Source organism: Nitrososphaera sp., from assembly GCF_037447015.1.
GTDB lineage: Archaea > Thermoproteota > Nitrososphaeria > Nitrososphaerales > Nitrososphaeraceae > Nitrososphaera.
In genome coordinates, this window is record NZ_JBBIHK010000008.1 from 1 (window position 1) to 20,230 (window position 20,230).

15 protein-coding genes and 1 tRNA gene are annotated in these 20,230 nt (G+C 53.9%); 8 read left to right on the forward strand and 8 right to left on the reverse strand.

Going from position 1 to position 20,230, the window contains the following annotated elements; genetic code table 11:
- Nucleotides 1–128 precede the first annotated feature (128 nt).
- Both WKI84_RS04570 and WKI84_RS04575 read left to right on the forward strand, forming a co-directional pair.
- Nucleotides 129–2,321 (forward strand): S8 family serine peptidase, encoded by a 2,193-nt coding sequence (locus WKI84_RS04570; protein ID WP_337862346.1) that lies wholly within the window; start codon nucleotides 129–131, stop codon nucleotides 2,319–2,321.
- 54 nt (nucleotides 2,322–2,375) lie between these two features.
- The gene (locus WKI84_RS04575) at nucleotides 2,376–3,560 is read left to right on the forward strand and encodes a hypothetical protein (protein ID WP_337862347.1); all 1,185 of its coding nucleotides are present in this window, start codon (nucleotides 2,376–2,378) and stop codon (nucleotides 3,558–3,560) included.
- 743 nt (nucleotides 3,561–4,303) lie between these two features.
- On the opposite strand, the gene WKI84_RS04580 is transcribed toward WKI84_RS04575, so the two are convergent.
- The gene (locus WKI84_RS04580) at nucleotides 4,304–4,597 is read right to left on the reverse strand and encodes a hypothetical protein (protein WP_337862348.1); all 294 of its coding nucleotides are present in this window, start codon (nucleotides 4,595–4,597) and stop codon (nucleotides 4,304–4,306) included.
- A 313-nt stretch (nucleotides 4,598–4,910) separates the two neighbouring features.
- Nucleotides 4,911–8,879, reverse strand: a complete 3,969-nt coding sequence (locus tag WKI84_RS04585) for a hypothetical protein (RefSeq protein ID WP_337862349.1) — start codon at nucleotides 8,877–8,879, stop codon at nucleotides 4,911–4,913.
- Between the two features lie 402 nt (nucleotides 8,880–9,281).
- Between WKI84_RS04585 and ilvA the strand changes: the two genes are divergently transcribed.
- Nucleotides 9,282–10,532 (forward strand): threonine ammonia-lyase, encoded by a 1,251-nt coding sequence (ilvA, locus tag WKI84_RS04590; protein ID WP_337862350.1) that lies wholly within the window; start codon nucleotides 9,282–9,284, stop codon nucleotides 10,530–10,532.
- Nucleotides 10,533–10,541: 9 nt separating this feature from the next.
- On the opposite strand, the gene WKI84_RS04595 is transcribed toward ilvA, so the two are convergent.
- From WKI84_RS04595 to WKI84_RS04605, 3 genes are all read right to left on the reverse strand, one after another.
- On the reverse strand, nucleotides 10,542–11,942 hold the full coding sequence (locus tag WKI84_RS04595) for a hydroxymethylglutaryl-CoA synthase (RefSeq protein ID WP_337862351.1): 1,401 nt from the start codon (nucleotides 11,940–11,942) through the stop codon (nucleotides 10,542–10,544).
- A gap of 232 nt (nucleotides 11,943–12,174) precedes the next feature.
- Nucleotides 12,175–12,582, reverse strand: a complete 408-nt coding sequence (locus WKI84_RS04600) for a hypothetical protein (protein ID WP_337862352.1) — start codon at nucleotides 12,580–12,582, stop codon at nucleotides 12,175–12,177.
- Complete coding sequence (locus WKI84_RS04605; RefSeq protein ID WP_337862353.1) at nucleotides 12,579–13,982, reverse strand: hypothetical protein; 1,404 nt, start codon at nucleotides 13,980–13,982, stop codon at nucleotides 12,579–12,581. Before WKI84_RS04605 ends, WKI84_RS04600 begins: the two co-directional genes overlap by 4 nt.
- Before the next feature lie 173 nt (nucleotides 13,983–14,155).
- Here WKI84_RS04605 and WKI84_RS04610 point away from each other — a divergent pair, with 173 nt between their 5' ends.
- The 3 genes from WKI84_RS04610 to WKI84_RS04620 all read left to right on the forward strand — a co-directional run bounded on the left by WKI84_RS04610 (nucleotide 14,156) and on the right by WKI84_RS04620 (nucleotide 16,727).
- Nucleotides 14,156–15,391, forward strand: coding sequence for a hypothetical protein (locus tag WKI84_RS04610; RefSeq protein ID WP_337862354.1), 1,236 nt, complete (start codon nucleotides 14,156–14,158; stop codon nucleotides 15,389–15,391).
- A gap of 80 nt (nucleotides 15,392–15,471) precedes the next feature.
- Nucleotides 15,472–16,071, forward strand: coding sequence for a hypothetical protein (locus WKI84_RS04615; RefSeq protein ID WP_337862355.1), 600 nt, complete (start codon nucleotides 15,472–15,474; stop codon nucleotides 16,069–16,071).
- A 32-nt stretch (nucleotides 16,072–16,103) separates the two neighbouring features.
- Entirely contained in the window at nucleotides 16,104–16,727 is a 624-nt protein-coding gene (locus WKI84_RS04620; protein ID WP_337862356.1) for a superoxide dismutase, read from the forward strand.
- 26 nt (nucleotides 16,728–16,753) lie between these two features.
- On the opposite strand, the gene WKI84_RS04625 is transcribed toward WKI84_RS04620, so the two are convergent.
- On the reverse strand, nucleotides 16,754–17,467 hold the full coding sequence (locus WKI84_RS04625; RefSeq protein ID WP_337862357.1) for a YkgJ family cysteine cluster protein: 714 nt from the start codon (nucleotides 17,465–17,467) through the stop codon (nucleotides 16,754–16,756).
- Between the two features lie 51 nt (nucleotides 17,468–17,518).
- On the opposite strand from WKI84_RS04625, the gene WKI84_RS04630 reads away from it, so the two are divergent.
- Nucleotides 17,519–17,890: a hypothetical protein gene (locus tag WKI84_RS04630; RefSeq protein ID WP_337862358.1), complete on the forward strand. Its 372-nt coding sequence runs from the start codon at nucleotides 17,519–17,521 to the stop codon at nucleotides 17,888–17,890.
- 35 nt (nucleotides 17,891–17,925) lie between these two features.
- A tRNA-Gln gene (locus WKI84_RS04635) sits at nucleotides 17,926–18,043 on the forward strand.
- Between the two features lie 54 nt (nucleotides 18,044–18,097).
- On the opposite strand, the gene pckA is transcribed toward WKI84_RS04635, so the two are convergent.
- Both pckA and WKI84_RS04645 read right to left on the reverse strand, forming a co-directional pair.
- Nucleotides 18,098–19,681, reverse strand: a complete 1,584-nt coding sequence (gene pckA, locus WKI84_RS04640; protein ID WP_337862359.1) for a phosphoenolpyruvate carboxykinase (ATP) — start codon at nucleotides 19,679–19,681, stop codon at nucleotides 18,098–18,100.
- 133 nt (nucleotides 19,682–19,814) lie between these two features.
- On the reverse strand, nucleotides 19,815–20,015 hold the full coding sequence (locus tag WKI84_RS04645; RefSeq protein ID WP_337862360.1) for a hypothetical protein: 201 nt from the start codon (nucleotides 20,013–20,015) through the stop codon (nucleotides 19,815–19,817).
- Between the last annotated feature and the right edge of the window lie 215 nt (nucleotides 20,016–20,230).

The following is a 20,230-nucleotide window of genomic DNA, read 5'->3' on the forward strand; positions in this document are numbered from 1 at the left end:
ACCGTTTTCAGGCTAATTGCCCACTCGTCGGGACAGTTGCTGATATTGTACCTTATATAGACTACTTGTACGTATAGTAGCCCATATAGAAAATAGTTATATAATAGTCTCCTAGAAAGATCGTCGCCATGAACACCATGATGACGTTCAGGCTGATCGCTGCGATCGTCGCGGCCTCGATTTTGTTAGGCGCAACATACGCGACGGCATCAGCATCGGCGCAGAACTCTGCCCTGACGGAGGAAGAAATGGCAAAGAAAAAAGTCGAACCAGAGCTATACAATAAAATCAAGAAAATGAAGGATTCAGGCGAGACCCGGGACTACAAGGTCATGATACACGTGTATCCGGACTTTGCGTCGGACTCGTCAGATCTGAATGATGCAAAGAAGAACAAAGACGCCCTTGAGAAGGAGCTTCTGATTTCGCACAAGGCCAAGAACATCTACAAGGCACAAGTACTCTCATTTATAGCGGCCGACATCCCTGTTAGCGAAGTATTCACGCTTGCAAGGTACGACTATGTTTCGCTTATTGGCGACAGAGAAATAGAAGGGTATGCATTGGGCAGCGGCTCCTTCGAGCTCGCGAATCTCAAGGGGATTGACCAAGGGAAAGCCAGCCTGACGAATAAACCGAATCCCATAGGAGTCGACCAGAATATACTCAGGCCGACGATCAATGCTGACGGCACTGGCTACACCGGTAGCGGGATAAAGGTAGCAGTCATAGATACCGGAATCAAACAGGATCATCCTGACCTGCCTGTCGGTACAAAAATAGTATACCAAGCAGACTGTACGGGCACTTCGTGCATAGAATACACCAGCGCGAATTCTGCCGTTGCGGACAGCAGCGACCACGGAACGCACGTTGCAGGCATAATCGCGGCTCAAGGTTCGAGCAACCCGTACAGGGGTGTGGCCTATAACGCCCAGATAATCAACGCGAAAATAAACACCAATATCGGCAACCTTGGCATCGCGCTTGACTGGGCGATAACGAAGGGTGCAAAAGTGGCCAATGTCAGCGTTGGTGCAAGCTGTACGAGCGGATATAACAGCATAGCAAGGGTAGCAGACGAGGCAATAGACAAGGGAGTCATTGTTGTCGCGGCGATAGGAAAGGGCAGCGCAGTATCCATCCCAGGATGCGCCTTCAATGTCATCACCGTTGGAGCAATCGATGACAAGAACACATCAAGCAGGACAGATGACACCCTGGTCACAGATACGACCTACACAACCACCGGCCCTACCGGCGACGGCAGAACAAAACCTGATGTGGTCGCTCCGGGCTGGAACATCTACTCTCAATCCGGAGTTAGCGGCGTTACCTACAGCGACAAGAGCGGTGCGAGCTTTGCAACCGCAGCCGTGTCGGGTGCCGTAGCTCAACTGTTGGAAAAGAACCCCGGCTGGACTCCTGCACAGATCAAGGCGGCCATCAAGCAGATGGCATACCTGAACTCCAATCTCAGCCCGCTGACAGAGAACCAGAGGGGAAAAGGCATCGTCGATGTCGGTCAAGCACTTACCCTTACGTCCTCGACTATAGACTACTCGCTCGCATATGGCATCAACCTCTCGACCTATACTGCACAAAGCGGTGCAGGCGATAGTGTGACGTACAATATAGGAAAGGAGACGAACGGCAGCAACATAGGTTCCATCTATGTGCACAACGGCAACATAAAGGGCACCAAAACCTTCAACAAGATGTCATTCAGTGGAATAAAGATCTCGGGCATATCATACACACTGACCGACGACAAACTCTTCTCCGGTCCGAGAGTCGACGGCACTGGCTCATCGCATGCGGATACGTACGTAAAGTACAAGATCGGAAGTGATACCGTGCAGCTGATATGGTTCGTCTACAGTGGAGCGATCCAACCATACGCAAAGTTCGATTCCGGTTCGGGCTCGAAGAGCTTTGAAGCGACCCAGTATCTGGACTTTGACATAGCATCCACAAACGCAAACGACAAAGCAACTCTCCCGTCAAGCCCATACACGGCCTACAACACTGAACAGAAATTCACGTCTGGAACTGCCTTCAACATCAGAGATAACAGTCCGATTGTGACGCCATGGCTGAACTTCAATTACGGCGCAGGTACTACCATAACTGAATGGATACTCAAGTGGAAATCCACCGAAGCGCCCACAAACAACCCTGACGGCTACTACTCATCCACAGAGAGCATCAATCCCAGCGGAAGCGGAGACAACATCCTCGTCTACTACAGAGACTCGAAGACCACCACCAGCTACTACAGCGGTCCAACGGTTTACGTCAATTGGAGTTCCCCTCCATAGGCGCAAACCCCATTCTTTTTATTTCCAATAAAGGAGATCCAAAGGAAGATGGATTTGTTCAAGGTGACCTTTGCGCTCATCATAGCAATCTGCATGATTCCAATCGTCCCCTTTGCAGACGCTCAAAGTGGCGAGTCAATCATGGCAGTCAGGGTCAGCCATGACGGAAAGGAGTATGTTGTTCCGTACTTTATTTTAAATGCAGAACTGGGCGATGTTGAAGTTAACAATGGCTCATTGCACCTTTCGATTAATTCGGATAAAGAGAATGGCGGCCTCTTAGAACTGGCACTTCCTTATGGGCTCCTGAAGCAGTTCTGGCCGGAGGCAACTGGCGACAAGGAACTGAGTGGCCTAGTCGTGTTTGTAGACGGAGAACAAGTTCCAGCGGACATTACGCATGTCGGTTCGCGCTTTGCAATAGCTTTTGAATTCCCTGCCGGCTCTGAGAATGTAGACATCGCGGGCGGCTCGATACCCGGTGAAGCCTTCTTACTGACTCTGGAGACGCCTACAAGATGGGTGAAACCTGGCGAGTCCGTAGAAATAACGGGGATGATAACCGGGGGGCGCGACGCCGAGGCCAGGTCTGTCAGGATAATCGTTCAGAATGCCGCAGGAATAGTAATTTTGGACGAGAAAGTTGTCGCCGATCCAGAGGGACGGTTCGTATTGACCGACACAATTCCTGAGGGCGCTGAAGGAGGAGGATATGAGATAACTGCAGAGAGTGACTCAAGCACGCTACCCAAGATTAAGGGATACGAGTTTTTGAACGTGCACGCCCCTGGATTCTTCAAAGTGAGCACTGAAGGAAAAAATGAAAATTTCTTTGTCTCTTCAAACTCAAGCTCGTACGAGCCTTTCTTCCTCAAACATGGCATGACACTGGGATTACTGATGGATGGGCCAGAGGAGGTTCAGGGCGAAACAAGATTGCATATTCCTCATCCGCTGCTGGGAGGGAGACTTGCGCCTGTCGCGGACATCCGCGACCTTGGTTTCAATGTGAATTCTGATGCGGATCAGTCGGCGGTGGACTTGTTTTACCGACACTCCGGCCAACAAGATATCATAAGGATTACTGGGACAACCGCCATACCTGAATTTGATTTAGTTCTAGTTAGTCTGATCCTCGCAGCAACAGTGGCAGGAACAATCGTCATGCTACGCTCTTCCCTCGCTGGGAAACTGATAAAAAATGGGAATAATACCTTGAGCAACCATCAAAGCAATTAGCGTTATCGTTAGAGCTTGGCGTAGTCATACTTTGCGGGGTGCTCTGAGCGGCTATTAGCAGAATTGCCCGGTGATGTCCAGTATCGCGCGGACGATTTCGAGCACTGGCTGACCAAGTTCGTAAAGACCCTGCAAGGGTTTGTAGATAGTCTGAAACCCGAGCTTGGATAAGTACGCCATGTAGACTAGATGATGGTAAACATCAAGGACACCGAAAAGATGGACGCAGGATTCTACAGCTGGTGCTGGAACGTTTTGGACAGGCAGACAAAATTTGTGCTGGCCTCCGAAATCAAAGCGCAGAGAGATAGCAGACGCAAAACAGGCGCTTGCGGCAGGGAACGAGAGGCCAATGGTCAGCAGCCGTCTTAGGAGAAGGACCATCAAGTTCAAGCAAAAGACATAGTTTGAGAAGCAGACTTGGTGAGAGAGATAAACGACATTCTCAGGATAAACGGCTTTGCGTGGCTGTCAAATGGGAAGGATAGCTGCGGGTTAAAGCCGACTTCCTAAATTTTTTATTCCAATACAAGTGATTTTTGGTATGGTTGTATCGGACAAAGAAGTAGTCAGAAGGTTAAAAGAAACAATAGAATTTCCCAGGGGAATCTGTCGGCGGCGTGTGGAATACTCCACAACTAATAGAGATGTTAGAGGACTTGTTCAAGGAAGATTCCAAGGTCTACAAGAATAGAGCGCGATGAAACGCCGCTGGATTAGGATGGCTTGATGCCTGCTACGTCTTATTTTGATATGGCGAATTTCTTAAGCACTTTCCAATTGTTTTTCCAGCCTCTTGCATCGAGGCGATCCGTTCCGAATCTTCTTTCCCAATTGCGAGTATTATGACTTGCAAGGGTTTTACACATCCTACCAACTTCATTCTTCCTAGCAATCCAGAACGAAGGACTGCCATTAGTTTTAGCAGAACCGAGCCATACAAAAATAACAAACTGATTATCTGCAGCATTAACCCATCCCTCATGCCCTTCTGTCAGAAGAAAGGTACTCCCTCTATCAGGATGACAGGCTATCACGTGAATGTATCCTACTGTTTTGCTTTACTAACTTTGATCAACTTTTGATGGCCTTCTGATATTACGTCGTTTTGAATGCCGCGCTTGAATAATTCAGCAGAAGCAAAGGCTTTTCCAGCTTTATTCGTCATCAATATTAGCTTGCGGGACGTTGCCATGTGCCAGAGAATAATCTACTTAAAAGTAAAGTTTACGGCTCGCCCATCACCCCTGTCCTAACACCCTCTTTTTGCATGTCGGAAAATCAGCCGCAAGTTAACGCCCGGCTGGCCGGGGCAAAATCAGCAGCCAATTTAACAGTGTCTCACAAAGACTAGTCCACCATGACTCTAAACTCTGCCAGGTTCAGAAATGGCGAAAGGACAAAGACTTTGACCAAGTAGTCTCCTGATGGCACGCTCTCCCACGTCATCCTGTTCATCTCGCCAACTTTGCTATTTGTTCCGTCATCATCATTGCCAAGGACTGTCGTTTGCCCTGCAGCGAATTCAAAGAAACCATGTCTGTATACATAGTCAGATGTGGAACCTCCCGCGTACTTCATAATACGTCCTCCGACGGGCTGGCCTGTTTTCGAATCGTACGCCACAAATCCTGCGACCACATACTCGTATTTGACATCCTCGTTGCCGTTGTTTGTAACCTCCAGAATGATTCCAACGTCCTGTCCCTGCGCATAGTCCTGTTTCTCCGGTTTGGCAGAGATTGTAAAGTTCTTGAACCTGTCAATGGGCGGACACGAACCTGAGCTTACAGCATAGAACTGGGCATCAGTCACTATGTCGCCTGTAACTGCAGCGACACTGTTCTCAAAGTAATGTATGTTGACAGGCCCTGTCCTCTCTTCGTGATACGAATCAAGATGGTAGTAGATCCTGCCAGCGCAGACCACAGCTACAATCGTGCCGTCTTCCCTCTCCCATCCGCCGCCTACGGCGAGGTCAAGGTTCAGCGTCTTGTTCCAAAATGACCGCATTATGTCTCTGGCGTCTGCCGGAGTGTATTTTACGGGTTGCGATATGGCGTCGGCATCGTACATCTTTGTAATAGAGTACTGTAGCAGAGTACCTCTTGTATTGTCAAAGGAAGCTGTTACGCCCGTCCCTGAAAACACCATGCCCTTTCCAATCTCGGTGTTGTTCTCGCTCAAGGAAATCTTTTGGCCCAATCGTATGTAAGGCGCCAAGGGGAAGGTATCAAGCAGGCTCTCGTCAGAATCGCACGAGCGTTCACTTGAAAAGCATTCAAGCGGGGGAACTTCGTCAAGATACTGTAACGTTATTTCCCTTGTCTTCTCAAGGTAGGTTCTGTAATCAGACAGTGGCCTGACGACAACCGGAGCGTCCTTTACTCCATCGACAGGAAGAAACTGAAACTCATTACTGTATGGGCCGGCATAACCATAATTTGTACTATTGTAGCCCTGCCTCTCCATCTGCAGTGCCGAATCAAGGGCGTCGTACGTTATTCCCTCAAGTTGGCCTGCGCACATTGACACCGTTATTGTCGATGCGTCTGTTTCGGCGTTAATGCCTCCGCCGCCAATATTTCCAACTACAGGGGTAAACCGGTATACAGCATGGATGTCCTCAGGAGAGTAACCGCATGTGCCATCATATTCGGCGCTGCTGTCAAGCAATCGGAGCTTTCCTGTGCCAAGCACGTCTGAAAGTTTCTGGGCATAATATTCAGCGGTCGCATTCTTGGCGAAGAACGGAAGAGGCTTCAACGGATAGTTAGTCGTTGTCTGTTCCTCGGGACCATCATGCATGTTCACATCAACCCGCGTCTGCTCGATTTCCGCAATGATCAACTCTGCGATCGACGTACCCAAGCCCGCGCCGTCAGAAGAGGGCGGTGTGATGTTATTATTTAACTTCACTTCTATGATTGCGTAAAATTGGTCGCTTATGGCATCGACTTTGCTGTCTAACCTCGGCGCTGAGGGATCGGCAATGCCTCCTGCTAGTACCTCAAGTGATGCTACAGGAGTCGTCATTATTGCTTTGGGGATCTTGATGGTGTAGTGAAGCTCGTCTGTCATAGAGGGCCTGACTCTGAATTTAGCCAAAGCAGTGTCGTCGCTGCCGCCTTCATCTGGCTGACCCCCGTACTCAAACCCGTCAATTATTGCGTTTGTTTCAATAAACACTTTTCGGGTGATGCCGTTCTTGTCAGTTACCGGAAATTCATATGTCTTTTCCATGGGCATGTTGGTCGAGTTCATTACGCTCACAACCTCGACCGGCCTGTAGCCCATCTCTTCGGAGAAGTGTCGCACAGTCTGGGCAGAAAGCTTGACCAGGTGGCCGGTACTCTTTTCAAACCATGCGTCCACGTCTCCAAGCCGGGTGAGAGATCCTTCAAAATAGTTCGGGTCGTACTTGTCCCCCAAGCTGTAGGCGCTGGTGAGCAGGATAGAATTATCCTCCCTTATCCTTACGGTCTCTACAGTCGCATTCATTATCTTGATCCTCTCGTCTCCCAGGACTGTTGCATTCATGAAAGGGGCGCTCTTCCAGGCTATCTGGTCGCTTGGTTGCAGAGAAGAGGCGTTATGTATGGCAAATGGGAAGAACTGGCCAATCCTAGATAGATCGTTGGAGCAGGCCATCAGCCTGTTTGACCTGTCGACTTTGACGTTAAAGGGACTGGTAATTATGGAGTCAAAGCCGCCGTATGCACTTTCCAGTTCGTAAAGGCGCAGCCAACCGGTGGCGTTAAGCATAACGTAGTCACCATTCCTGTTCGCGTTTGACATCACAGGTGGAGAAGGAGAATAATAATGGATACTCCCTTCCTCGTATGGCCAGTCCACATCCATGCCTGCATATTTAGAAGTGCCAGCAAACGTGGCGTTGTATCCGGGCTTTAGCAGCCCAATTGAGCCTGTCTTCCCCACAGACTCTACGTATCGTGTAACATTCCCTGTCAGTTCAAAAGGTCTTGATTTTTCAACCACCTTCATTTGGCCATCATCGACAAGGACCGTAAAGTAGTACTTGCCGGGTAATAGGTAATTCCCGTACACGTATGGCGTCTGGTCTGTATAGAAGTACGCACCCGGCGGACTCGAGCCCGGCCCAAACCATGCCTTGTGTCTATCGGAGTATCTGAACTTGTTCTCAAATTCTGAGATTGTGAATGATGCAACGCGCTGGCCTTGCCCGTTTTTGTCGCCGCTGCTGCCATTGCCGTGAGAGGTGGATTCAGCATCATCCAGCCGATAAATATCAAGTAGCCTGACTGTTGCGTTATCAACCGGTTTTTCAGAGTCAGAATAGAAGGCCTTTACCTTTAGAAGAACCCTCGCTGCGGGTCCCATGCAGCTCTCATCAGCTTTCTCTGCAAGCATGACCGATGGGATAGGTTCAACATCGATGTCCATTGCCGGTTTTTCATGAGAGAAATAAACGCTCTTTTCAGCCTCCACCCCAATTGAGGCGGAGAATGCGGTTACCGTGTAAAGCCCATCTTTTGCTTGTGCACCGTCGTCGTCAGACGACGGCCAGCTCAGTTCGACATCTTTGAAGGCGCCATCCCTGTCAGCTAGGATGGTTTTGTTATCAATTATTGGCCCAGATTTTGCTTGTGTAGAACTGGCGTTGTCACCGCCGTCTTTGAATGAAGGCCCTCTCAAAGTTATCAAGACCTTGTCATCAGGGTAGGTTACGCCGCTTACCTTGATATTTTGCCCCGGGAAATACGCTTCTCTGTCAGTGCCAAAATCTACCCCTGCGGAAAAGACCCTGAACGAGGCCCTTTCGTTTGCAGGGTTTATTTCCACAATATACCAGCCAACCTTGTCAAACTGCATCTGGATCTGCCCAATGCCGTCCTTTGTCTGACCCTGGCTGATGAGTCGCAGACCTCCACCCTTTGAGTCTGCTTTTGAAACTACAAGCATGTATTCTACGCCTCTTGCAGGCTCGCCGGTCTTGGTGTCTGTTATTTGAAAACTCATCTCTGCGTTCTTTTCCTTGTCAGCTATAATTGGATGGAGAAAAGACAGGCTTACGAGATAGCTGCCTGCATCAGTGGTGTTTGAAACAGTGATGACCTTTCTCTGTATTTTGCCATCTGCGCTGGCAGCAATAGCGTGCAAGCTGCTACCATCAGTTTCGAGAGCGCTGAGGGCATTTCCGTCACCTGGATTAGTACCATCCGATTGCAGCGCCTTGGATTCACTTTCATGGCTGTAGGGCGTGTATGAAAATATCAACGAGATAATTAGAGAAACGATAAGGGCGGATGAAACCGCAATTATCCTGCTAATTCTCAATGATGCTGATCTTGTAGTTCTGCATATTTACTTTTGTCCGAGTAGACCTTGTCAAGTCGTCGGTTGTTAAAGCATAGGTACGAAATGAAGGATTTCGTGTGGGGGGGGCTAACACTGCTGTTACAGTACTTACGGAAATCGTGTATCTGGTTCTACTTTCATGATATAGTAACGATATTCTTCAAAAGTACCATCAGCGAGATTGTCGTGTAGACATCTATCTATACTTGAGATAGACCTGCAAGGTGTCTTTAGAGCTGTCTGAAGTATTGAGCTGGAGGTACTGTCAAAAATTCGTCTGATGGTAATGAAGTGAGGTGCAACCAGATCCGACGAAAACTTGACAGCACCGGGCGGGGCAAATTATAATTAAGGCGCCCGGCTCCTGTTGCATGTTAACAATTGAACCATGACAGCGTGTGGAAGCCCGGCAGGCAAAAGGCTCCCACGTTTGACGACATTGTAAAGGCAAAGGAGCTCTTAAACGGCACGGTGAGAAAGACGCCGCTCCTGCACTCGGCCACATTCTCGAGGCTGGCAGGGACCAACGTCTACCTGAAGCAGGAATGCCTCCAGCTGACCGGCTCGTTCAAGGTGAGGGGCGCCTTTGCCAAGATAAGCAGGCTGTCTGAAAAGCAGGCAGGCTATGGCGTAATCGCGGCGTCGGCGGGCAACCACGCCCAGGGCGTGGCGTTTGCAAGCGCAAGAAAGGGCGTCTCGTGCACCATCGTGATGCCCAAGAACGCGTCTCCGGCCAAGGTGGCCGCCACGAAATCGTACGGCGCGACGGTCATACAGCAGGGCTACAACTATGACGAGGCGTGGGAGGCCACGCAAGACATTGCAAAAAAGGAGGGCAGAACGATAATCCATGCGTTTGACGACCCAGATGTCATTGCGGGGCAGGGCACGCTCGGGCTCGAGTTGCTCGAAGACATGCCAGACATGGACAGGATATACCTCCCCGTGGGCGGGGGCGGGCTTGCGGCGGGGGTCGCAATAGCAGTCAAGGAGCGCAGGCCGGACGTCAAGATAATAGGGGTCGAGTCAAAGGCGTTTCCCGCCATGAAGGCGTCTGTTGAAAAGGGCTCGCTCCAGTCGATAAAGGCAGGCTACACCATCGCAGACGGCATATCTGTCAAGAGCCCCGGCAGGCTCACGTACGAGATTGTTGATAAATATCTGGACGACATTGTGCTCGTAGACGACGCCGCGATAGTAAAGACGATGTTCCTGCTGATGGAGAGGGCCAAGCTGGTGGTCGAGCCGGCGGGGGCTGCAAGCCTCGCGTACCTGCTCTCAAACGGCCACAGGGCAGGCAAGGACGAGGGCGTGATCTCGGTACTTTCTGGTGGCAACGTCGACATGTACCTGCTTGGGCAGGTGGTCGCAAAGGGCCTCATGCAGATGGGCAGGATGGTCAAGATCTTTATCTTGTTGCCAGACAAGCCGGGTGCCCTCAAGGAGGTCGTGGACGGCATTACAGAGCTGTCGATAAACATAGTCGAGGTGGACCACGACAGGCTCTCGTCAAACATACCGGCCGGGACTGCCGGCGTCTACCTCAGCCTGGAGCTTGAAAACGAAAGGCGCACCCAGGCGCTCATCGACCTGTTCAAAAAGAAGGGGATCGAGTTCAAGGTAGTCAGCTAGCGCAATTAGCTAGCTGACATAGTCGTACCTTCTAAAGCCGGCCTTGTCAGCGGTCTTGCCGCCGACGCCTACCAGCACGAACTCTTTGTGCGCCTTGGTGACTGATTCGGTTGAGTCGAGCTCGTTCCTGTGCAGGCGCTCGTACTCCTCGATAGAGAGCTTGACTCTGTCGCCAATGTCCGTGTCGAGGTCCATGCGGGCGACAAGCTCCTTGTACGTCTCTTGCACGACGCCTGAAAAGACCATCGCGCTGCTGCCGCTACCGTACGAGCCAAAGCCGATGCGCTTGCCGGAAAGATCCGTCCCTTTCTTGTACTCGAACTCGAGCAGGCTGCGCAGGCCCATGTACATGGACGCGGTGTAGACGTTGCCTATGACGGCTGACGCCTCCAGTGAGCTGGCCATCTTTTTCTCGTACGTCTCGTTGTAGAAGGAAGTCTGCATGAAGGCGCGCCTGAACGCCTCGTCGGCCTTCATAAAGTCGGTGTCTGCAAGTATCGACTCTATCGTGCCACGCGGGTCCTTGGGGATGGGCTCGTCCATGCCGACCTCCTTGATGACGTGCTTCCACCTCGGAAGGTGGCGCCACTCGTGCCTCATAAGGTAGGCAAGCGCCTTTTCGCCCATCCTGCGGTACGGCAGGTGCACGGCGAAAAAGTCAATATGGTCGGTGATAGCCTCGCCCTCGGAGAGCTTGATGAGGCCCAGCTTGATCGCCTTTTCCTTGTAGGCGTCAAACGCCTTCCTCACCTGTATCAAATAAAGAAGGTTGGAGTAGCCGCCGTTCACAAGGGGGGTCTCTTTGCCAAACGGCCTGTAAAAGTCGTATTCGTTCTTTATGACGGTGGAGGCGACCTTGGGGTCAAAAGCCAAAAGGCGCGGGTTCTCTTTGATCAAAAGGGCGACAGCGCCTGCGCCCTGCGTGTACTCGCCGGCAGAGCCCAGGTCGTACTTGGCGATGTCGCTTACAATGACTATGGCGGCCTTGCCGTTGTTCTCCTCTGCGCGAATCCAGTTGGCGTTGTCGTGCAGGGCGTACGAGCCGGAGACGCACGCAAACTTGCACTCGATGCCTCCTGCCTGCTCAAACGATCCGTCGCCGTACACCTGCTCCAGCATGCCAATGACAAACGAGTTCAACGCTTTAGATTCGTCCAGCGCCGACTCGGTCGCGACATAAAGCCGGCCGATGTCCTGCGGGTGCAGGTGGTTCTTTTGCATCAGCTTCAGGCATGCGTTTGCGGCCATGCAGGCAGGGTCCTGGTTCGTGTCGGCTATGGCCATCTTGCGGATGCCAATGCCATATTCTAGCTTTTGAGGATCAATACCTCTGGCAAGGGCAAAGTCCTTGTAATCGATGTAAAGCTTGGGGACGTAGATTGCCAGATCATCAATCCCTACGACTGGCATTACGGTAATCCGTATGCCCCCTAGTCATTTAAAGGTATTTCTGGACGGATTTGACCCCCGCCTAACAAACTCTAGACCTGCATGCAACCTCGTGCAACGCAAGCATCAGGTTTAAATTATCATTGTGCAGTAGAGAAGTTACATCGACCAAACCGATGGGGAACAAACGTCTGGCTGGCGCGGCCAAAAGCCGCGTCCAGTCAGGCTATCTTGTTATTCAACATCAATATCATCAAACGGCCGTTATCTCTAGCTCGTCGTAGGCGTCCTTGACCGCCAGCATGAACAGGTCGTCGTCGTAGATGAGGAGCCAGTCCTTTACGCCAAGCACGGGCAGCTTTCTCACGAGCAGCTTGCCGGTCTCGTTGACTGCCGCGACGACGTACGCGTGGCGCGGCATCGTCGCAGGGTCGAGCCGGAACAGCGTCTCTTGCAGGTCAATGCCCGACCGGCCGCCCTCTATGTTTATGCCCACCCTGTCGCCGTAGCGGTTCTCCACCTTGGCAGTGACATAGCTCTGCCCGATCTCGAACCTGCCGATGTTTAGGAGCACCCTGCCTTTGCCGCCTGTCGAAGGCATCTCTTTGTAGGTTTTCTCGGACAGCCCGTCGTAAAAGCCGCCGCCCTTGCCCATTTTCATTCTAGCTTTTTCTTTTTCTGCTGCCTGCGAGAGGCGACAAACCTGCCTGCGGCAATGACTGCGCCGAGCGCGCCTGCTACTGCAAGGGCCGCGCCTGCTGTTGCAGGGAATTCCGGCACGACGACGACGCCCCGGGCGATGCCGTTGCGCGTCAGGTCGGGCGACTGGCCCTGCTGCTGGATGGATTTGACCTGCACCTCGATGTTGTACACCTCGTCTGCAGGGAAGGTCAGGCCCGTCTGCTCGCCCTTGCCGCCCCTTGCAACCTGGTCGCTTGCGGCAAACACCTGCTCGCCCTGCTTGTCCACTATTTTCAGGTCGTACGTGACGTCGGCCGTGATGTCCTTGCCGGAAAACGCGTCGACGAACTGGAAGCCAAGTTTCGTGTCCTGCCCCGCTCCAAGCTGGTCAGGCGTCCAGTCAAGCTTGACGTGCACGCCGCCCGTGTCCGTGGCTATCTCGCTGCTCGTCTTTTCGCCCGTCTCCTCTGACGAAGGCGCAAAGGAGAAGGTCATGTCGGACGTGCCGGCAGGCACCTCTCCGGCCAACGCCAGTATGTCGTTCTTGTTTATCAAAAAGTGCAGTATCTGCTCCGTCTCTGAGGAGAACGGATCTACGGCCAGCATCCTGCCGCTTATCGGCTTGTCGTTGACCGTCGCGTCGTACGCCATGGCGTCGCCCACCCCGCCAAACGACTTAGGTATTTTCACTTCTTCGTGGACAAAGACGTTTGCAGCCTGCTCTATTCTGGTTGCGTTCCAGTCAAACGGCATCGCCCACGAAAACGTCTTTGTGTCCGGCGCAAAGGAAAAGTCCTTCACGCGGTCGTAGTAGGAGATGAGCGTGACAGGGTACGTCTGGCCGCCAGAGTCGACCTGCTGCGTGGTGACGTCTCCCACGCTGAGATAGGTGTCAAAGACCGGCGCGTTCTCTGGCAAAAAGAGGTTGCGTATGTTGTCCACTGTGAGGACTTCTATCCTGAAATGGTACAGGCCGCCTTCGAGCAGTATCGGCCCGCGGATGTTGATGGTTCCGCCTGGGTCTGCCTTCCAGGAGTTCAAAAAGTCCTCCCGGGTTGCCGCCACGGTGATTGGGCCTTCCTGCGGCTGTATTTTCAGGGTGAGCAGGCCGCTTTCGGTGTGGAACGCGTCCGGCGGCATCAGCGGCCGGGCTTCAGGGTCTGTCCCCTTGCTGATTGTGATAAAGAACGTGGTGAACTTGATGGTCTCGTTGTTCTTGGCGTCAAACAGCCTGAGCTGCAAAAACGCGTCCTGGCGGGTGTCGCTTGTCAGGATGGGCGGGTTTATCCGGACAAAGAGGCTCGCCTGCCTGTCGCCTATCGTTGCCGGCGGCAGGTTCTCCTGGAACAGCCCGTCTGCAAAGGCGCGCTGGCTCGACAAAATTGCTGGCAAAACAAGGAACGCCACGAAAGCGACGGCAAGAAATTTGCGTCTTCTTCCTGCTTCCACGCCCAGATTTGCCCCCATGCATATTTAATCCTGATGGAAAGTGTTCTGCGACGACGGTTTAATTACCGCCAGGCGAGACATATACATGGCAGAGTGCACACCGTTTGACACCAGGGCAGAGCCTCCAATTGCTGGTAGCAGCTGCTGCCATAGTTGCGGCAGCAATAGTAGCGACTGTGGCTGCAGCGACGTATTTTTTGCCGCCGCCAACCAATAGTGGTGATGATGAGGAGTATCAGAGTAGGCAGACGGTGGCGGCCGCGCAGGGCGCCACCGGCGCTGTCGGCGGCTCGCTCACAATAATCACGATATCGTCCAACTCGCTCCTCACCGGCGCGGCTTACTCGATAACCCCCGACCCCTTTACAGGCCAGGGCGCGTACACGGTGCGAGACGGAGGGGAAGGCGACTCTAACCCGGCTGCCGGCATAATACAGGTTACCGGTATGCGCAGCGGCGGCAACTTTACCGTCACCCAGGCGGAGGCGCCGCCGGGCTACGAGCGGAACCGGATGTCAAAAATAGTTGAAATAGATAACAATAACGACAGCATCACGGTGACGTTTTCAAACGCCGTGGCAGGGACTGGCACTGCTGCCAGCCAGCCGCCGGCCAAGGACATCATATACACCGCCAAGTTCGAGTGCGGCACAATATCCGGGAGCGAGGGCCCGCTCAGGCCGGGCCATTATGACACCGACATCGGCATCCTCAACAAGCAGGACTTTGCAGTCAGGATGACGTGGAGCGCCGTGGTAAACGACGGCAAGAGCACCAACTCGATACTAAAGACGCTGGAGCCGCACGCGTCTACTGGAATAGTCTGCAAGGACCTGCGCCAGCTGGTAGGGGGAGGAGGGGTGGGAGGAGGAAAGGCCAAGTTCGTCGAAGGATTTGTCATAGTGACCGTCCCGCTCGACGCCAGCCTGCAGGGCGCCCTTTCAGGAGGTTCCACGGTGGTAACTGGCAGGCAGGGCTCCTCCTCCGCCGTAGACGTGCTGGACGTCCAGGTGTTTTACACGGCAAACGCGCTGGAGGAGCTGCCGCGCGAAGTGCTGGTCGACAAAATAGTGTTCACGGTGACTGCAGACCCGAGCGGCAAGCTGCCAAAAGACGCCATAGTAGGCAGGACGCTCGACATCACGGTCAGGGCCGGCCTCGACCAGGTGTCCGACCCCGCAGAGAGGGTCAGGCAGGCACTTGCCAGGGAGTACGGCCTGACCGAGGCGCAGGCGTCGCGGCTTGCGATAAGGATAGAGGGCGTGAGCGTCGGGGCAGGCACCATGATAGACGACCATGCGCTGTCGCTTTCAAGGGTGCCGCCGCAGACGAGGTCCTGACTGCCACCGCCGTCGCCGCCATAATCGACGGAAGCCGATAAACATTAAATACCAAACTCGTTTCTATAACAATCTTATATATGCTGCTACAGGGTGCGAACAAGCCGCTTGCAATCCCGTACGCAGTAGATTTTCACCAGTGGGAGTCGATCCTCGTGGCCCTCGACGACACGATGATGATAGCGGGGCCGGCCCCTTCCGCAGGACAGGTTGCCAAGACGGTAAAAATAGGGGAGCGCACGGTGGTGGCAAACCTGCCGTTCCTCAAGGCCCTGGGGATGGTAACGGACGACTCGACTGCTTCCAGGATCACGCCCGGCATGGCAGGGATGCTGTACGCAAGCGCGGTTGCCGCCGGCGACGCGCAGGGGCAGCAGAACATCCTGTACGAATGCTCCAGGCGCGGGCTGAGGCCGGTCGTCAGGTTTTGCGAGGTGGACGACGAGCTGAACTTTGACAGGCTGTTTATGCAGATCAAGTTCCTGGCAAGGGTCGGAGACTCGTGGGGGCAGCACAGGGACACTGCAGGCCCTTACAGGACCGGCATCTACACGGCGATGGCGATACTGGTGCACGCAGGCATAGTCGGCACGCAGTTCCTGCCCACCTTCAGCAGAAAGGACAATGGCGACGGCAATAGAAGGAACTACCGGCGCAAACATACGGTGAAACGACGATAAAACGTTATAACCCCCGACGGCGATCTCACCCCATGGCTAACTTTACTCTTCCACAGTTGCCCTATGCGTACGACGCCCTGGAGCCGCACATTGACGCCAGGACGATGGAGATCCACCATACCAAGCATCACCAGGCGTACACCGACGGCCTCAACAAGGCCCTTGCGAACCTGGGAGCCGAGTTCCAGAGCATGGACGTGGTGGACATACTGAAGAACATTGACACGGTGCCGGAAAGCGCCCGCAGTGCCGTCAATTTCCACGGCGGGGGCTACAACAACCACACGCTGTTCTGGAACAACATGAAAAAGGGCGGGGGCGGCGAGCCGTCGGGCGAGCTTGCAGAGGCCATCAAGAAGGCGTTTGGCAGCTTTGCAGATTTCAAGACGAAATTCCAGACAGACTCGGTCGCGATTCAGGGCTCTGGATGGGGATGGCTTGTCAAGAACGGCTCCGGAGGAGTGCAGTTCATCACGATGCCCAACCAGACCAGCCCGTGGACGAGGTGGAAGGCGGAAAAGCTTACGCCACTTTTGGCCCTAGACGTCTGGGAGCACAGCTACTACCTCAAGTACCAAAACCGCCGCGCTGATTACGTGACAGCCTGGTGGAACGTGGTAAACTGGGACGAAGTGGCCCGCAGGTTCAAGGCGTAACAGCCGCCTCGTCCTCCTCCTCTTTTTCATTTGTTTACAAAACTTATGAACCCGTAATTTTCCCGGGTCGTCCGCTGCACGGCCATGTTGTAGTCGTATATCTTTTTGGCGTACTCTTGCAGGACCGGCATCACAGGATCGAGCGACTCTGAAAGGTAAAAGCCGGGGCAGTCGCCGGTGAACTGGAACGTCGCGTGCACTACCGGCCTGCCGTTTTCAGACTCGAGCCAGGACGCAAACGGGTACAGCCAGCAGACGCCGGGCTTGTCAGGGTGGATGCCGCAGTAGCCCCTGTCGTCCAGGAACCTGCAGCGCAGCGGGGTGCCGTCTTCCTCGTCGCACTCGTCCTTTTTGCGCTTGAGCGAAAGCATTGAAAGCGTCGTTATCACGCCGTTGCCGCCGTCCTGCTCCCAGCTAGACACCCTTGCTTCGTCCCTGACAAACTCGGCCCGGGACTGGTACCCCATTTTCCGGGCAAGGAGGGCGATGTCGTCCTTTGTCAGCGGCAGGCGCCCCTGCCTCTCGCAGCAGTTGTGGCAGTCGGGCCACAGGCACTTCCACAGCACGTAGAGGCTGTCCTGCGAAAGCATCGGTACGTGAAAGACCACGCCTTCGACCCTGACCTGCGTGTCGACTGCGTCTGTGCGCAGCCCCACCTGCATGTCGTACAGCTTTTGGTCAACGGGCCATTTTTTCACAAGCACGTCCAGCGACTCTTTAACCGAATTACCACTCTGCAAAGTTGGGATTGTCTTAAATTATAAACCCGGCAGTGTTTAAATGTACTTGCGATGCTCAGTCCCCACCAGATAGACGCAACTGCAGTTGGTATTGGCGAGGCAGAGCATGGCAAGGGCAAGCACGCGTCATCGACTGAGAACAGGCGCATGGTGTGGGAAAACGTCGTCTGGCCGCTGATACTTGAAATAAACAGGCCGTACTTTACCCTGAAGGAATACCACGCCAAGAGGGACGAGTTCTGCAAGGTTTCAGGAGTCCCGGCTTCCAGGGTGGCCGGCGGGTTCGTGTCGCTCCTGATAAAGGGGATACTTTCCAGGAACAAGAACATGTACTCCATCCACTACCGGCTGATACCGTACATGCGCAAGAGGGCGCCCCTGGAGTACGGCCAGGTGATACGCGAAGTCAACACAAAGCGTTAGGCACAAATACCGGCGTCACAGCCATTTCGTTGGTCAGCCCGGTCGTCTAGTGGCCAATCTCCAGAAAACTGGTAGGGCTAGGGATTTCAGGCTCTGGATCTCTAAGAGAAAAGAAACCTGGAGACAGCAGTTCGAATCTGCTCCGGGCTACCATCATATTTTCCTCCCCTATTCTCACTTTTACTGCTCTCTGCTGCCTTCCTTTGCCTATGGCCGGGGGCCGGCGTTCACTATTTCCTTTGACACGGCGCCAAACTTTTCAAAGTTCTTGACAAACAGTGCAGCCAGCCTGCGGGCAGCCGCGTCGTACCTGTCCTTGTCGTGCCACGTGTTCCTCGGGTCGAGCACCTCGTACGGGACGCCGGGGCACGCAGTCGGCATGTCCAGGTTGAATATCTCGTGGCGCTTGACGGGGCTGTTCTCTATCTCGCCTGTGAGGGCGGCAGTCACCATGGCCCTCGTGTAAGAGAGGTTCATGCGCTTGCCGACGCCGTACGGGCCGCCCGTCCAGCCCGTGTTTATGAGGTAGACGCGCGTGCCGTGTTCCTCCATCTTTTTGCCAAGCAGCTTGGCATACGTCTGTGCGTGGAGCGGCATGAACGGCCCGCCAAAGCACTGCGAGAACGTCTCCTTGGGCTCTGTGATGCCGCGCTCGGTTCCAGCAAGCTTGCTCGTATAGCCGGACATGAAATGGTACATGGCGCCTTCCCTGGTTAGTTTTGCAATCGGGGGCATCACGCCGAACGCGTCTGCCGTAAGAAAGATGATCACCTTGGGGTGGCCGGCGACGCTCGGTATGACTGCGCCTTCGATGAAATCCAATGGATAAACTACGCGCGTGTTCTCTGTCAGGCTGCCGTCTGCAAAGTCCGGCTCGCGGTTCCCGTCGAGCACCACGTTTTCCATCAGCGAGCCGAACTTTATCGCGTTCCAGATCTGCGGCTCGTGCTCCTGCTTCAGGTTGATGCACTTGGCGTAGCAGCCGCCTTCGAAGTTAAAGACGCCGCTTTCCGACCAGCCGTGCTCGTCGTCGCCAACCAGCCTGCGGGCAGAGTCGGCAGAGAGCGTGGTCTTGCCGGTGCCAGACAGCCCGAAAAAGAGCGCGACGTCGCCCTGCCTGCCCACGTTTGCCGAGCAGTGCATCGGGAACACGTCTTTTCTGGGCAGGAGGAAGTTCATTATCGAGAACATGGCTTTTTTGATCTCGCCGGCGTACGAGGTCGAGCCTATCAGCACAATCCTCTGCTTAAAGTTGATGATGATAAAAGTCTCGGTGCGCGTGCCCTCCGTCGCAGGGTCGGCTGCAAAGTCGTCGCACGCTATCAGCGTAAATTCGGCCTTGTGGGTCGCAAGCTCCTCCGGCGTCGGCCTTATGAAAATCTGCCGGGCAAAGAGGTTGTGCCAGGCGCGGTTGTTAATCACCCTTATGGGGAGGCGGTTGTCGGGGTCGGCCCCGACGTAGCCATCAAACACAAAGAGCTCCTTGCTTTCGACGTGCTTTTTCATCCGGCGGAATATCTTTTCAAAGTTCTCTTCAGAGATGGGCCGGTTGACCTTGCCCCAGTCCACGGTGTTGTGGGTCACCTCGTCGTCCACGATGTACTTGTCGTCCGGCGACCTGCCGGTGAACTTGCCCGTCTTGACAGAGAGCGAGCCGGTGGAAGAGAGGATGCCTTCCCTCCTTTCCAGTATCATTTCGACGAGCATGGGCACGGAAAGGTTGACGTGGGCATTGCCAAGCTTGATGTCCAACGCTTCAAGCTCTGTAACAGGTCTTTTTATGTCTAACACTTTCAGCCTCTAGCACATGGCCAGTGGTTATAACCTTTGACCCCTTTATGCGCCCGCTGCTGCGCCATAGTTGCCAGAAAATTCGATGAAAAGAGGTAGGCGTGCCCAGTGCGCCGCGCCCGCTGAAACTCTTTTAGGCGCGTATTGTCCCGGCGGCAGCTCGCCGGTGCTTTGCGTGGGCGGCAGCAGTGGTAGCAGCGGAGGAAGTCGAAGTTGCTGCGGTTCTGGCAGCAGAAGAAGGAGATGGATACCTCACCTTCAGGCCGGAAATGAAGCGGTCGATTTCGGCGGGAGTCAGCGGCACCATATCGTCCGATGATGCGTCGAGAGCCAAGCTTTGTGTGAGTGAAAGCTGGTAGCTTAAAAAGATTTAGAGGATTGTTATGCTCAATTTTACCTGCGGGCGCCACAACGAGCTTTTACGGCTGCAGGGGCGGGCGGGGGCGCGCAGCTATTGACGCATGCGCGCCGTCAAGTCTTGGGCGCACGAGACAGCTAGTAGTCGTCGTCATCGTCATCATCATCGTCATGGCGGCTGGCTGATACCGC

Bases quoted from the DNA above. Each gene is read 5' to 3' on its own strand.
- WKI84_RS04620 (WP_337862356.1), top strand. From the start codon at position 16,104: ATGGCTAACTTTACTCTTCCACAGTTGCCCTATGCGTACGACGCCCTG.
- WKI84_RS04615 (WP_337862355.1), top strand. From the start codon at position 15,472: ATGCTGCTACAGGGTGCGAACAAGCCGCTTGCAATCCCGTACGCAGTA.
- WKI84_RS04600 (WP_337862352.1), bottom strand. From the start codon at position 12,582: ATGAAAATGGGCAAGGGCGGCGGCTTTTACGACGGGCTGTCCGAGAAA.
- WKI84_RS04630 (WP_337862358.1), top strand. From the start codon at position 17,519: ATGCTCAGTCCCCACCAGATAGACGCAACTGCAGTTGGTATTGGCGAG.
- WKI84_RS04570 (WP_337862346.1), top strand. From the start codon at position 129: ATGAACACCATGATGACGTTCAGGCTGATCGCTGCGATCGTCGCGGCC.
- WKI84_RS04595 (WP_337862351.1), bottom strand. From the start codon at position 11,942: ATGCCAGTCGTAGGGATTGATGATCTGGCAATCTACGTCCCCAAGCTT.